The organism is Enterococcus sp. XAF26B05_ASV22 (assembly GCF_056727285.1).
On sequence record NZ_CM161538.1, the window covers coordinates 2,103,936 to 2,119,270 of the forward strand.

A 15,335-nucleotide genomic window follows, 5' to 3' on the forward strand; every position below is an offset into this window, starting at 1 on the left:
AGTTTTGTCTCAGATCATGCTTACTTAAAATACTTGCTATTTTCTAGTTCCATACTTGAATCTTCAATTATACCGCTTAACGACTTATCTAATATTCCACGTTTTTTGTCCTGTTCAGCTTCCGCTACTTTTTGTCCATAGGCCGTTTGGCTTTTGGCATTTTCTTTAGCTGTTTTTAATTCTTTTCGAGAGCGTGGTAAAGAATGACTAATATCTTCTTCTTTGCCAAATCGTTCCATGTCAGGTTTGATTTGTTGGTATTGGCGTCTTGTTACCGGAATTTCTGGTGAACCTTTAGGAATATTGAATTTTTGAACGGTCGGATCTTCGTTCCCTTTCACTTGAAAAGCTGCTGGTTCATCGTCAAAAAGCAAATAAGAATTTTGATCTTTTTTCATTGCTTCGGTTAAGTCCTGCTCTGTCAAAGTGGGGGTTTTCTCCTCTGGAATAACAGATGCTGGAATATATTTCGGTACAAAATACGATCGGGTATCATAGGTAAAATCTTTTGAAAACGCGGCTTTATTTTTGTTAGAAGTTTGCTGTGAACCGAAACCATATGAACTTCTTTTTGGCATATTACCAAATAAATTATTTTTTTGTTTTGGTGATGTTGGTTTATTGTGTGCCATCATGTAATTAGGCAGATTAGATTTGTGACGTGCTAATTCTGCTAGTTGTTCTTCACTATGAGACACATGTTGATTATTTGTTTGAGTTGGTTGTTTTTGCAGTACTGGCTGAACGGTTATTGGATCTATTACCGGCGCACTTGGCTGTCTTTGTGCTTGATTGGTTGTCTGTGTCACCGCTTTAGTAAGCATCGGCTCATCTTGAAATAATGTTCTTTTATTTTCAGAAACTAATTTCACACCTGATTCATCATCAAAGGCTGGAAAGCGAAAATGTTTTCGTTTAATTTGAGTTGGGTTTCCCATTCGAGTCATTCCTTTATTGTACTTTGTGTCAATTCTACCATAAAACAATAGAATTCTAAACATATTACCTTACTTTTTCTTTTTTCTTGTTGCAATTTAACTGAAAATTTCAATTTCAACAAAAATTAGTCATTGAAACTTGGTTTCAATGACTAATTTTTTTATATTGCTATGGGTAAATACGGTTTAACAAGCGTGGGAACGGGCTTGCTTCACGAACATGCTCAATTCCAGCTAACCATGTAACCGTACGTTCTAATCCTAGGCCGAAACCTGAATGTGGAACCGAACCGTAACGACGTAAATCTAAATACCAAGAATATTCTTTTTCATCTAGATTATGGTTACGAATTTGTTCTAACAAATAATCATGATCGATTGCTCTCTCAGAACCCCCAATGATTTCTCCATACCCTTCTGGTGCAATCATATCTGCACAAATTACAACATCATCGCGAGTAGGATGTGGTTTCATGTAGAAAGCTTTGATTGCTTTTGGATAGTTTAAAATGAAGACTGGTCGATCAAATGAGTTGGCAATAAACGTTTCATGCGGCGAGCCAAAATCATCGCCCCATTCAATATCATCAAACCCATTTTTCTTTAATAATTCCACTGCTTCATCATATGAAATACGTGGGAAAGGTAATTGTGTATATTTTTTCAAGACTTCTCTATCACGTTCTAAAACATCTAAGGCATGATCACAATTGTCTAGCACGCTTTGAACAAGAAATGCGACGTATTGTTCTTGTACTTCTAAACTTTCTTCTTGATGCATAAACGCCATTTCAGGCTCGATCATCCAAAATTCAATCAAATGACGACGCGTTTTTGATTTTTCAGCTCTAAATGTTGGTCCAAATGAGAATACTTTCCCGAAAGCTAATGCTGCGGCTTCCATATACAATTGTCCACTTTGAGATAGATAAGCTTTTTGATCAAAATAGTTTGTTTCAAATAAATCAGTCGTCCCTTCTGCTGTACTTGCAGTTAGGATTGGTGGGTCGATTTTAACAAAGTTATGATTATTGAAAAATTCATATGTTGCGCGAATGATTTCGTTACGGATTTGCATGATTGCATGCTGACGAGATGAACGCAACCATAAATGACGGTGATCCATCAAAAAGTCTGTTCCATGCTCTTTGGGTGTGATCGGATAATCATGACTTTCACCAATGACTTCGATTCCTGTTACTCCGATCTCGTAGCCAAATTTTGAACGGCTATCTTCTCTGATTTCACCAGTGATCCAAACAGAGGTTTCTTGCGTTAGACTTTTCGCTAACTGGAAGACTTCTTCTGAAACTTCACTTTTCACTACAATGCCTTGAAAATAAGCTGTCCCATCACGTAATTGTAGAAACGCAATTTTCCCGCTTGAACGTTTATTTGCAATCCAAGCCCCTATCTTTACTGTTTCCCCTACATGATTTTTTGAATCAATAATTTGAATTTGTTCCACAATCGTCTCTCCATTCATTTATTCTTTTACCTATCCCGAATTAAGTAGTTTAGTTTGTTGCTTTTTTCTCGATAAAGGCTTTGATACGTTTAACGGCTTCTTTTAATGTATCTAAATCGGTTGCATAACTAATCCGAACGTTTTCAGGTGCGCCAAATCCTGCACCTGTAACTAATGCAACTTGCGCTTCAGCCAATAAATCATCTACCCATTGCGTGACATCTGTATAGCCGCACATTGTTAGGGTATCTTTGATATTTGGAAACAAGTAAAATGCACCATTCGGTTTTTCGATTTTAAACCCAGGTAACGCTGCAAACAACGGATAAATCTCATTTAGACGTGCTTCAAATGCTTGTCTCATGATTTCAACTGTATCTTGTTCACCGATCAATGCTTCAATCGCAGCGTATTGACTGACAGCCGTCGGATTACTGGTTGATTGTGATGCGATATCATTCATTGCTGAGATGATCGTTTCATCACCGACAGCATAACCGATACGCCAACCTGTCATCGCATAACTTTTAGAAACGCCATTGATAATGATTGTTTGTTTTTGGATTGCTTCGGATAATGTTGCTATTGGTGTGAAAGTGGCTCCGTTATAAACGAGTCTACCATAGATATCATCTGATACAATCAAAATATCATTTTGGACAGCCCACTCACCTATTTTACGTAATTCTGCTTCAGAATAAATCATTCCCGTTGGATTAGAAGGGGAATTTAAAATCAATAATTTCGTTTTATCTGTTCTAGCTTCTTCTAATTGTTCCACCGTTACTTTGAATTCTTTTTCCTGATCGCATGAGATAAAAACAGGTACTCCTTCAGCTAATTTTACTTGCTCACCGTAGCTTACCCAATATGGCACTGGAATGATGACTTCATCATTTGGGTTCAATACCGCTTGAAAAAGAAGATACAATGCAAATTTTGCACCATCTGTTACGATTACATTTTTGACTTGATAACTCAAGTTATAGTAAGTTTCAATATGTTCGACAACAGCTTCTCGCAATTCTTTGATCCCAGCAGAAGGTGTATAGTAACTGGCTTTTCCGCTTTCGATGGCTTGAATCGCTGCTTGTTGAATGTTTTTTGGTGTGCTAAAATCCGGCTCACCTACGGTTAAACTTAGAACATCTTTTCCTTCTGCTTTTAATGCGTTGGCTTTGGCAGCAGCTGCTAACGTAACAGAGGGTTCTAATTTTTGTGCGCGTTTTGATATGTCCATATGATTGCTCCCTTCATTTTCTAGAGCACGGTAGGGATTCTATTCTAACAATCGAGCTCATTTCCTACCGCTGTCTATCTTGATTCATCAGCTAATTCTTTAAGTTTATTTGATTTTAGCTAACGCTCTTCATTAAAACGTCTCGTCAGACATTTTTGATGATCATAATTTCTTCAGCTTTATCAAATGTTAATAGATAATAACTTAATGATCCGTCATCGTTTTTTGCAACGACTTCCCACGTTGGTTTATCCTTATACAGACCTAAGCTGACTTTTTGGATGTTATTCTCTTTGTAATCAGTTTCAACGATTTGGCGGATGTGGTCTTCGTCAACACCATCTTTCTGATTTAAAACAGTCACTTTGTCCCCCGATTTCGGGATGATCACAGCTAATTCTTCCCCTTTATTATCTTTACCTGTCACACTAAAGTACGTATCTTTTCGGGTAAACCAATAAAAGTGATCCACTGTCTCCAAGTTTGCATATTCTTTAGCAATTTCTGTCGCTTCTTTTTTCGCTTGTGTTCTTGGCTGTGTTGAGCGAATGTAGAAAATAGTGATTAGGACAATAATCATTAATAAAACCGCAATTACACCAACTAAAATCTTGGTTTTTCTCGCTTCTCTGAGTTCTTCTTGTTCTTGCACTCTTCTCGCCCTTTCCAAACTTACTGGCTACCATTATAGCAGAAAATCGGTTTGATTTAATAGATAGTAACTAAATTTATTTATTTAAAAATTCTTTTAGCTCTGATGCTATTTCAGTTAATGATTCTTCTTTCACTACCAAATCTTTTGGCAAAGCCTTTACCATCCGCTTGCCATACTTAGCTGTTACTAAACGCCTATCTAGGACAACTAGAGCTTCTTTATCATCATCGGAACGAATCAAGCGGCCTAAGGCTTGACGTAATCGTAACGCGGCTTTTGGCAAAGCCTCATGAGTAAAGGGATTGATTCCTTTTTCTTCAAGATAGTCATAACGTGCTTTGACAAACGGTCGTTTAGGATTTTCAAATGGTAAACGTGTCACGATCAACAGAGATAATGCTTCCCCAGGTAAATCGACACCTTCCCAAAAACTGTCAGCTCCAAGTAGGACGCTATTTCTTGAATGCGCGAAACGTTTTAGAATTTTTTCCCGACTACCGCTAATTCCCTGGGCTAAAAGGTCTCTTCCTTCATTTAAAAATTGAGGATGCAAACGATAATAAACACTAGATAAAATCTCATGCGACGTGAATAAAACCAAAATGGATCGGTCATGTTCTTGTGACAATTCTTGAATCACGGATGCGATATAAGCTGAGAATTCTGTAGCATTCGCCTGACTGATTGCTATTGCTTCTGTTGGAATATACAAACGTGCATTTTGCTCATAATCATAAGGATCAGGTAACGTTTTAAACAACACATCTGTTAATCCTAATTTATTAGGCAAATACTTCTTATCATTCCCAAACTTCAAGGTTCCACCTGTGTACAAAATTCGTTGATAACGATCATACCAAGTCGTCTCTGGCAAAATACTTGCCTCTAAATCATTCAATGCAAGCAGCCCGTATCCTTGTGGTGTGATGCTATATTCCTTGATCCAACGTGGATGCCATTCATTGACATAAATAGCAAAACAATCCGCTAAACATTCAATCCGTTCAAAGAATTGCAGCAAGCTAACGAATACAATTCGCTCTGAAGCAGTATATTTTTCCAAAGCATTCACAATCGACTGATTCAACCTATTTTGAATTTCTTGCATTTCAGTTAAGAGAATCTCGATCTTTTGAATCGACGTCTCACCACTAAGTGATAAATGATCAAATATCGGCTTTGTTAGCAACATTGCTTCTAAATTAGATAAATGATCCTTGTTAAAGAGTTGATTTATTTCGTAAAATAAATCACTAAATTCTTCCACTAGATCATTTAATGCTTTAGAATAAATCCGCAACAAACGCTGTTCTTGTGTTTCAGATTCGAAAATTTGGTTGACTTGATCAAACAACTGATCTTCTTCCAGATAAAGACTTGCCTGCTTTTTAAAGGAAACATAGTTAAATTGACGATTCGCAATCTTCCCTGCAATATCCGGTAGATGATGAGCCTCATCAATAATCAAATACGAACTTTTCGGTAAAAGTGGCAATTCTCTGAGCGTTTCCTGTGCCAAAAATGCATGATTGACAATCAATACGTTGCTTTGTCTAATTTTTTTATAGAGAAAACGCACAAAATCTTCTTGATACAACGCATCTTGATCTGATAAAAAATCGATGCCTCGATGGGCAACATCCCGCCAAAAGATATGGTTAAAGTTCGTTAATTGTAATTCATCAAGATCTCCCGTTTCTGTTTCCACCAACCATACTAAAACACCCATTTGATACAACGCATATTGCTTTTGCTGTATTGGATTTTTTAACGTAGCTTTAAATCGTTGTAAATCGATGTAATGACGATGACTTTTAATGATTACAGCTTGAATCGGCTTGGGACAAATTTGGTTTGCTAGTGAAATATCTTTTTCCATTAATTGATTTTGCAAAACAATCGATACTGTACTGATAATAACTGGGTTATCTGGTTTAGCTAAATAGCTTAATGGAAATAAATAACCCAATGTTTTTCCTGTTCCTGTCGCAGCCTCAATAAACAAATTTTTATTTTCATCATTCGTAAAATGTTCGTAAACTAAATTCATCATCCGGCTCTGCTCTGAACGATAGCTGATTGTATCTGCAAAAACTTTTTCCTTTGCTTTTTTCTTTTGCGGGAAACTTGATTTTCCATATAACTTTTCTTCATAAAGCGGAACTTCTTTTCTTCTCAAAGCAATGCCTGACACAACGTGTTGTTCTTTTGCTAGCGGTTGAATATCCTGTTTCATTTCTTCATATATATGATGGATATAAGCACTTGTATCCATGCCTGTTTGCTGACTCAAATGATCGATTGCTTCCATCGTAATCAGTGGTAAGCGACGCATCTTGGCTTCAATCAATAACAAAAGTTCGGCCGTCACCTGTGCATCACTGTCTGCCTGATGAGGATTGTCATGAATTAACCCTAAACTTTCAGATAAATCGCCTAAACGAAAACTTTTTTCTGTCGGTAAAAATATTTGAGCTAATTCCACTGTATCAATTCCAGGAATTTTTAATTTAGGTGTACCGCAACGAAGCAATTCCTGTGTTAAAAAGGAGTAATCAAAATAAATATTATGTGCAACAAATACTGTATCTGCTAGTAAATTATAAATCGTTAGTGCCACATCTTCAAAATATGGCGCTTTTTGCACACGTGAATTACTAATGCCAGTAAGTTGCTGAATCTGTTTGGAGATCGCCTGATTAGGATTGATATCAGTCGCAAAACGGGAAACGATTTTTCCTTCTTGGATCAATACACAGCCGAATTGAATAATCCGGTCGACCAACGGATCGGTCCCAGTTGTTTCAAGATCAACTACTGCATATGTCTGCTTTTTTTTCATGGACTTCCCCGCCTTTCCTCTACCCTTGAAAATTATACTACAAAATGAACTTTTTTTTTAGTATTAGTTTGAAAGGTTTGGTAGTGAAGGTGTTTGGGTTATCTTAGTTCTGTCCAACTGTCACATTCGTTTCTTTTCTGGTTAACAAAAAAAAGGATCATTCTTGATTAGTTGTTAGAATGATTCTTTTGATTTTTTATAGCTCGTCTAAAAAAAGTTGAATCTGTTTTTTAGTTTTTAGAACTATTACTTTTTTAGTTTTAGGAAGGTTTTGTATCTCTTCAAGAATCTCAACCTTTTGTTTGTTTGGGAAATTCCATACCCACTTTAAAAAACTTAAATCAAACTTCTCAGGACAATTTGGTTGCATATCAGGTCTGGTCAAACCGTTAAATTTTTTTACTCTTTTCAAAATCTGATAAATACATACATATCTATTTCTATCTAAAAATAGTATAGTATCTGCCGCTTTGATTCTCATACCAAGTGTTGCGCCATAGTTTCCGTCAATGATCCATGAAGGTTTCATGATCAAATTATTTTGTACTTCAATTTGGTATTCTCTATCTGTCATTTCCCAATTCGGTTTCCAAAGTAATTTATCTAAATGAAAAACTTCAATACCTAATTTCTCACCTAATCTAAGTGCCAAGGTTGACTTACCAGCTCCACTTGAGCCGATTAAAATAATCTTTTTCATGAGTATTCCCTCCAATAAAATTTTTTCGGAAATTTTATTATACCATCAATAACGTAACTTGGTATAGTTTAGTTAAACTGAACGTACAGCTTATAAAAGAACTTTTTAACATATACTACTTTTGAAACTAATAAAAAAAGAGCCGTTCAAAGTTCTGAAGTGAGCCCCCTAAGTTAGACCAGAAAATCTAACTTAGGGGGCTTTTTATAGTGGCTAAATATGATTATGACTTTAAAAATCAGTAGTTGAAACATATCAGAGGGGAGAAGGTGGGGATATATTTTCTATCAAAGTGTAAAAAGCAATTGCTTCGTCTTGATCATCAACTACTTAAGCTATGTGAATGGTTGATTGTTTAAAAAAATTTCTTTCTAATTTTAAATCTACTAATCTATTATTTTATTCGTACTCTCTATTTTGACTTTTTGCTTGAATTTTGGACTGCTTTAAACAATGTTTGGAACTGACCTTTAAATGTCATTGTTTGCTCAAAAATATCTTCTCCATCATTTAACATCTTGACAGTCACCCAACCAAGCGTTTCTGTAATCGAACTTGCAACAGTAGCATTTATGGCAGCACCAGCAACTGTTCCCACACCTGGAAGAAGTTTTATTAAGTTGCCAACTGCACTTTTCCCAAGCCCTACGACAACAATTTCTTTCCCAATACTCTTGCCCATACTTTCAGACCAAGATTGCCCAAATAATTTATGCAAACGAGCCATCATAGTCAATTGGATAGGAACAAGTAACAAGGCATCTGAAAAAGGAATTGGTGAACAGCCTATAATAGCAGCTGTTAATGACGCCGCATGGACTATTTTATGGCATTTTCTTTTCGTTTCTTCATCGACACCTTCCAAAAATTCATCAAAAATACTATCGAATTGTGTTTTGCTTTTAGCCAAGATTTTTTCAGCACGATCTTTCGATTTCCCATAACTATTTAGGATCACTGTTGATGTTTTTGCTGGAAATTTTTTTATTACTTCAGAAAAAAATGATTCAAATTCTTTTTCATCTGAGCTTGCGTTTTTTTCTTCATATTTTTGTGTATTCGTTTTGCTCCTTTTTAGGAATGATTTTTTTTCATCTGTCGTTTTTTTCTTTAAACGTTTCTTCATCATTCATTACCTCCAATTATGTTTCATAAACTATGTATACATACACGTAATGCTTCTATACTTTAATCATACAATAGAAATCTTATTTCACCAAAAGACAGCACTTTTGAATATAATCTGAAAATAAAAGTCTGTTATCGAATGAAAATAAGCGCTAATTTTTTCTTTGCTCATTCATTTACAGACGTTTAGGATAACTATTCTTCTAAAAAATCCAGGTATCAATCGCATATGACTGATACCTGGATTTTTTTATTCTCACTAATTGCTTTCATTTCTATATGAATAATGGTCTTTTGCATTTTTCTCATCTACATGCATAATTATAATTTTGTTCCTCATTATGCTATAGGCGCTCTATTGTTTACATCACGTCATCTGTCGATAATTGCTTCCCTTTCCACGCATATAATGACTAGTTTGAAGTATCACTAATGTATTTTAAAACAAATTCAATATGTTCTGTGTTTAATTTTACACTTGAATTATTATATTTTCCGCCTGAAACATGTACAGCTATTATTTCGTGATTTTCATTGAAAATGGGTGAACCAGATTGTCCACCAACAGTATCAATATCATGATCGATGCGATTCGTCGATTGTCTTATAATTTTTCCTTTGGACTCCCACATCGTTCCAAACGGTTTGTCACCAGGATACCCCATACTTGAAATGGTATTTCCAATCGATACAGTATTAGTTAGAACCATTGGATTTTGCTTAACAACATCGCCAATACTGTGACCATTGTTTTCTTCAAGTGTAAGTACAGCAATATCATGGTCAAGATCAACTTTATCCAAATATCTTTGAGGAATGTGAACTTGTTTGATTTTGAACTTACCATAAGGAAGAGTAGCGCCATTTCTCCCAGGAATAACATAATTAGTGGCTTTGGTCGGATTTTCCATAATTCTTTTTACAACATGTGCAGCAGTCAATACAGTATTTTTCCCAATAACAGCACCCGATCCCATGTATCCATTTGATGAGACATAAACCGTACTTTGATAAGGTGCAAGTGTGGTGTCAAAAACTCGAGAACGTTCATCGACACCAATAATGGAACGATGTTCTACACCTACCGCTTCTGATTTAGGAGCAAAACTAAAAAATGTAGCGCCTAATAAAAACACACCAATAAAACCTATTTTTAACAATTTCAAACGAATTAACCCCTTTCTTTATCTAAAAATATTCACCTATTAAATATAGGATAGTACTTTTATAAAAGTGTAATACATAAAATTATTTCTGTCAATAAGTATTATATAGTTTTTTAAATAGCTATCATCTACTCCCTTTTTAAATAAAAATAGTAATGAATCGTCTTTCAACGTATCGCAAAATAGAGACCTGTGAATCGTCACACTCACCAAAAAAACTAGAGCAAAACTGATCCAGTTTTACCCTAGTCTTTTAAACATCTAATTCACTTTTTTCTATCTCGTAGTTATTTTTCGACTGGCATCAAGCTTAGGTTTTGCATATATTGATCCATTAAAATATATCCTTCTAAGCGACGTAATAAGTCAACTGAACAGCGAACTTTTTTACCAAACAACGAACGACTGTAGGCAATTTCACGCATTTCTTGTAAAAAGTCATCTAAAGAAGATACTAACTCTCCACAACTTAAGCGACCACATATCAAGACATCTTCTTTTCGTTGTCTTAATACTTGCCCCCATGAATAATTTAAATATTCTGCCTGGCTGATTTGAGCAAGTAACTCTGAACGGAGGATATTTTTTTTCTGTGGTTTATTTTTCTTTGTCCCTAATCGCATGCGTTTATTCATAAAACACAAGTAAATTTCATCTTCTAAGTTTTCCATCTCACTCTTAGAAAAATTTGGAATTCTCGCAGGAGCTACAATTCTTTTTCTTAATTTCAGTTGCTTAGAGAAACGTGGCCAGTTGCTTGGCGTTGCCTTTTGCGTTTTTCCTTTTTTGAAAACTAACAAATCCAGATCTAATGGTTCAAACGCACCAATTTGCTCTTCGGTTTCTTTTTTTACATCCGACTCGACACTTGCTTTTGTTGTCTCTAGTTGTTGACGCTTCAATTTGATTGAAGTACGTTCTTTTTTTGGTGCTTCGTTATTTTCCGCGTCTAGGTCTTGTGATATTGTAGGCTCGTCTTCTACTTGGAAATCTTCTTGAATTGGTTTTTTCGCCAATTCGTTCGGCAACTTTTTTTCCGTTTCTTCGCCTAATTCTTCCACTGGTTCTTGTTCGACAGCTTCTTCAACTAACGCCTCATCAATCAAATCAACCTCGACATCTACACTTTTATCCGCTTCAGTCTGTTCAATCGTTGGCTTTTCGGCTCTATCTTCTTCAACAACTAAAGGTTGCGCTCTTTTAAGATGGATTGTCTGAATACTTCTAGAGATAATCGGATTATTTTTCGGTGCATGCCATTCAACTTTTCCTTGATTGATTGTTTCTGTTAAATCATTCATCATTTTCCGTAGACGAAAAATCTCATTTGACGTCTCGAGCATTTGCTTCATCATTCCCTGTATCTCTCCAGCGTTCAATGTCGCTTCATTTCGATAAACCAGTGAATGCTCTTCTTTGTCAAGCGCAATTTCTTCAAACCATTGTTTCAAGTTCATGCGAAGTTCTCTTCTAGTTGGTTCAAAACTACCTATCAATAAGGTGTAAAACATGATTTCCGTTTCAACATACATATAAATCTTTTTAACGACTAATTCTTCGAATTCTTCCGTTTCATCCCAGCTGTCACAAATTGCATCAAAAAATGCCTCTCCTTCAGCTAGATTTTGATAATCTTTTGCTAGATTCAATTTTCGAACTAAATAAAATGAATATGGCGTATCCACATTATCGGCATATATCTCACGCCCAAGATAGTCAGGATCAACTTCTTTACAAATATAGGTTGATCTTTCTTCTTTTATTGATTGACGTTGTCGTTTACTGATTGTTCTCACTTCCTCAATTTTTTTCCTGTCTAAATCGTATCATTTTTTTAGAAAAAAAAACAGACTTCCACTTCTATTATACCGATAAAAACAAAAAAATGTTCTCATTTTTTTACAAATATATTAAATTAAAAGAAAAACAACGCTTGAAATCATATTTTTAACACCTAAAAAATACTTAACTCCGCAATTTAAAAGAAAAAAAGAGGATGGGACAGAATGATGTGCGCCCTAAAAGTTGTACGTAGATTAACTTGTCATTCGACTGGTATGAATTCGGTATTGAACCGGACTCATACCAGTCAATTTTGCTTTTATCCGATGATGATTGTAATAATCAATATAATTTGTAACTGCTCGGTTTAATTCCTCAAAGCTAGAAAAACTACGACCATAATACATTTCTTGTTTCATTAGACCAAAGAAATTTTCCATCAATGCATTGTCCAAACAATTTCCTTTTCGTGACATACTCTGGTATAACTTTGCTTGCTTCAATTGTCTAACATACTGTTGATTTTGGTAATGCCACCCTTGATCGGAATGGATTGTTGTTCGAAAGTTGGTCTTTTTACTTTCTTTAATGGCTGTTTTTAAAGGAATCAATACACAATCCAACGTTGGTTTTTGCTGAAATTGATAGGCAATGATTTCTCCATTAAAACCATCAAGAAAAGGACTGAGATAGGCTTTTCTTTTTAGTTTAATTCCTTCGGAATTTCGTTCAGTATAGTGGAATTCTGAAATATCTGTAAAGATTTTTTGTTTTGGCATCGTGCTAAAAAAGCGACGATTCACCTTGTTCTTTGCCAAGGTTCCCACTAAACCTTTGTAAGATCGATACCTTCTTGAACGACGAGTAAAGCTTATACATACTAAGTTATATTTCTTCATAATTCGTCGGATTTTCTTATGATTGATTTGATAGCCCATATTCACTAAAGCCAGTTTGATTCGACGATAGCCATAATTGCGATCATTCTCTTCAAAAATTGTTTGAATCAATTTCTCTAGGTGAGTCATTTTTTCTTCGCTCATTATCTGTTTTTTCCAGTAATTGAAGGTAGAACGCGGTAGCTTAATCGCTTGTAATACGTGATCTTGACGATACTTTCCAATAAGTTCTATGGCTATTCTGGTTTGAACTCGTCTTTTCGCTTCGCCATAATAGTTTGTTGGAAAGTCCGTAGCTTTTTTAAATACTCAACCTCGATTCGTAAACATTCATTCTCACGCTCTAATTCCTTTTCACGAGATAGTTTGCTTGTTTCTTGCTGTTTTTTTGTTGGTTTATTCATCCTTTTTTTGGGTCTCCCTTTTTGATTAGACAGAGCCGTTTGACCACCAGCGATGTATTTCTTTTGCCAACGAGAAATCATCGACCCATTAGGCAGCTTGAATTGTCTTGCTGCTTCACCGAAAGAAGCACCTGTCGTTTCTATAAAGTGTAATACATCTCGCTTAAATTCACTAGTATATTTTGTCAGTGAACGGTGTCTTTTGAGCCCTTCTTTCCCAAATAATTGATAGGAGTGTTTCCAATTGTAAATTAAGGCATTTGATGGGAGTCCGTATTTTTTAGCCAAGGCTCGTCCGCCCAGAGGGCCTTCTAGGTACTCTTTCACTAGCTTTAATTTGAATTCTACCTCATAATAACTCATAAAAAATAACCTCCAAAAATTGTATTTTTCACGTACAACTTTTGGGGGTCACATCAGAAGTGTTTAACCCTGAGAAATAAGAGGAAATTTACGAAAATTGTTCTTCAAATTTTTGTGACCAAGTAGGTACTGTGCAACATCAACTTGTTCCTTGTTGTGTTTTACAGCAATTTCAGCTTATTTCCGAAGGGGTTACTTCTGCTCCCACCGTTTATCCGGATTCCATGAGAGATACGACTCGAAAAGTTGTGACCCTTTCACTCTCTTTGATTGATTTATGCATTCTTTTTTTCACGTCTTGCTATAGCTGGTAAAATCATCCCTAGTAAAATCAAGACAACTGGTGTGATAATATTAGAACTTAATTGGAAGAGCCAAGCTTTAGGGTCAGCTGCAAAATCAAATTTCGGAACCATTCCTAAAATACAAGCAAACGCTGTAAATAAGAAACACCATAACCCAAAACCAAAGGCGATTTTGGGATTTTTTATAAACTTATATTCAGAGGAATAATTTTTATACGCTTTATTTAACATCATATAAGCAAAGAATACCCATAAATAACGCATTGGCATCACAACTGAATTCAAGTTAGTCAACCATTTCACTAGTTCTTTGATGTTGTCGATCCCAAACATTGGCAGTACGATGATAATACTCACTAAAATACCCGTTAATAGATACCCATTGATCAACGTTCCTTTTTTACTTCTCTTACGTAACGCCGCAGGAATGTAATCTGGATCTGCATCGGCTAAAAGGATTTGTAATGGTGCATCGATCGAAAAAGCCAATGCTGAAATTTGTCCGATACCGTTTGTGATTGCATAAATGATCATTAATAAATTTCCAACACCATAATACTCACCTAATAGTTGGAAAGCAGTATACGCACCATTTGCCATTAAATCTTCTGGGATATTATTACTTGCAAATAACATACCCATGGCAAAAGAGCCTAATACAGCTGAAACACCAACCATTGACGCTAAAAAAATCATTCCTTTAGGAAATTCTTTGGCTGGATTTCTCATTGAATTGACATAAGGTGAAATTTTTTCTGCTCCACCAACAGCAAAGACCAGCATGGAAACAGTCGTAAAGTAACTAAAATCAAATTTAGGAATATACGTACTGATTTTATCCATGTGAGGCGTTGCAAATTCAACTGTAGAATTCATCATTGGCGCACCAATTGCTAAAAGAATGAATAACATCGACATCACAAAAATTGCAGTTCCGGCCATGCCACCAATAACTTTTAATGTCATTAACCCTCTCGTCGACAATAGTAAAAAGAGTAAGAAAATGGCAAGCGAGATTACTGTAATACCTACAACTGAAAAATTATTCACAATATCTCCATTTCCCTGAATTGCCCAACCAAAGGCAATCAATACTAACTGAGGTTTTTGAGCTAAATAGGGAATATGTACGACCCAATATGTCCAAGCTGCGTAATACGCTAAACTCTTCGTACTAGTATTTTGAACCCAGGAACTGACACCCCCACTACTATCTTTAAATGTTGAACCTAGTTGTCCGACAATCAATGCATACGGAATAAAATATAAGACCAAAATCAAGATCCAGGATGTTACAACTGATATGCCTTGTTGTGCATAGTTATTCACGACATTCCCCAAGCCCCAAACCATGTTGAACGCTATCAGACCAACGGTAAACCACCGCATCTGCTTTTGTCCCATCAAAACAGCTCCTATCCATCATTAAGTATAAAATTACTTTT

The 15,335-nt window shown here is 35.6% G+C and carries 12 protein-coding genes; all 12 read right to left on the reverse strand.

Features of this window, described 5'->3' with window-relative positions:
* Positions 1-20 precede the first annotated feature (20 nt).
* On the reverse strand, positions 21-947 hold the full coding sequence (locus tag AC1PU0_RS10470; protein WP_167351513.1) for a hypothetical protein: 927 nt from the start codon (positions 945-947) through the stop codon (positions 21-23).
* Between the two features lie 160 nt (positions 948-1,107).
* A complete protein-coding gene (gene asnS, locus AC1PU0_RS10475; protein WP_069654231.1) occupies positions 1,108-2,406 on the reverse strand; it encodes an asparagine--tRNA ligase in 1,299 nt (432 codons plus the stop codon).
* A 49-nt stretch (positions 2,407-2,455) separates the two neighbouring features.
* On the reverse strand, positions 2,456-3,646 hold the full coding sequence (locus AC1PU0_RS10480; RefSeq protein ID WP_206849595.1) for a pyridoxal phosphate-dependent aminotransferase: 1,191 nt from the start codon (positions 3,644-3,646) through the stop codon (positions 2,456-2,458).
* Positions 3,647-3,791: 145 nt separating this feature from the next.
* Positions 3,792-4,298, reverse strand: coding sequence for a cell wall elongation regulator TseB-like domain-containing protein (locus AC1PU0_RS10485; RefSeq protein ID WP_069654233.1), 507 nt, complete (start codon positions 4,296-4,298; stop codon positions 3,792-3,794).
* A gap of 76 nt (positions 4,299-4,374) precedes the next feature.
* Entirely contained in the window at positions 4,375-7,143 is a 2,769-nt protein-coding gene (locus AC1PU0_RS10490) for a helicase C-terminal domain-containing protein (RefSeq protein WP_206849597.1), read from the reverse strand.
* A 196-nt stretch (positions 7,144-7,339) separates the two neighbouring features.
* Positions 7,340-7,843, reverse strand: coding sequence for a DNA topology modulation protein (locus tag AC1PU0_RS10495; protein WP_069654235.1), 504 nt, complete (start codon positions 7,841-7,843; stop codon positions 7,340-7,342).
* Positions 7,844-8,255: 412 nt separating this feature from the next.
* Complete coding sequence (locus AC1PU0_RS10500; RefSeq protein ID WP_206849599.1) at positions 8,256-8,969, reverse strand: YcjF family protein; 714 nt, start codon at positions 8,967-8,969, stop codon at positions 8,256-8,258.
* Between the two features lie 415 nt (positions 8,970-9,384).
* Positions 9,385-10,137, reverse strand: a complete 753-nt coding sequence (locus tag AC1PU0_RS10505; protein ID WP_242596570.1) for a trypsin-like serine peptidase — start codon at positions 10,135-10,137, stop codon at positions 9,385-9,387.
* A 287-nt stretch (positions 10,138-10,424) separates the two neighbouring features.
* Entirely contained in the window at positions 10,425-11,933 is a 1,509-nt protein-coding gene (locus tag AC1PU0_RS10510) for a hypothetical protein (protein ID WP_206849601.1), read from the reverse strand.
* A 240-nt stretch (positions 11,934-12,173) separates the two neighbouring features.
* Positions 12,174-13,058 (reverse strand): IS3 family transposase, encoded by an 885-nt coding sequence (locus AC1PU0_RS10515; RefSeq protein WP_479998811.1) that lies wholly within the window; start codon positions 13,056-13,058, stop codon positions 12,174-12,176.
* Positions 13,055-13,585 (reverse strand): transposase, encoded by a 531-nt coding sequence (locus tag AC1PU0_RS10520; protein ID WP_479998306.1) that lies wholly within the window; start codon positions 13,583-13,585, stop codon positions 13,055-13,057. The genes AC1PU0_RS10515 and AC1PU0_RS10520 overlap by 4 nt, the downstream gene beginning before the upstream one ends.
* A gap of 275 nt (positions 13,586-13,860) precedes the next feature.
* Entirely contained in the window at positions 13,861-15,294 is a 1,434-nt protein-coding gene (locus AC1PU0_RS10525; protein ID WP_206850278.1) for an amino acid permease, read from the reverse strand.
* Between the last annotated feature and the right edge of the window lie 41 nt (positions 15,295-15,335).

Bases quoted from the DNA above. Each gene is read 5' to 3' on its own strand.
- AC1PU0_RS10470 (WP_167351513.1), bottom strand. From the start codon at position 947: ATGACTCGAATGGGAAACCCAACTCAAATTAAACGAAAACATTTTCGC.
- AC1PU0_RS10480 (WP_206849595.1), bottom strand. From the start codon at position 3,646: ATGGACATATCAAAACGCGCACAAAAATTAGAACCCTCTGTTACGTTA.
- AC1PU0_RS10490 (WP_206849597.1), bottom strand. From the start codon at position 7,143: ATGAAAAAAAAGCAGACATATGCAGTAGTTGATCTTGAAACAACTGGG.
- AC1PU0_RS10495 (WP_069654235.1), bottom strand. From the start codon at position 7,843: ATGAAAAAGATTATTTTAATCGGCTCAAGTGGAGCTGGTAAGTCAACC.
- AC1PU0_RS10500 (WP_206849599.1), bottom strand. From the start codon at position 8,969: ATGAAGAAACGTTTAAAGAAAAAAACGACAGATGAAAAAAAATCATTC.
- AC1PU0_RS10520 (WP_479998306.1), bottom strand. From the start codon at position 13,585: ATGAGTTATTATGAGGTAGAATTCAAATTAAAGCTAGTGAAAGAGTAC.
- AC1PU0_RS10525 (WP_206850278.1), bottom strand. From the start codon at position 15,294: ATGGGACAAAAGCAGATGCGGTGGTTTACCGTTGGTCTGATAGCGTTC.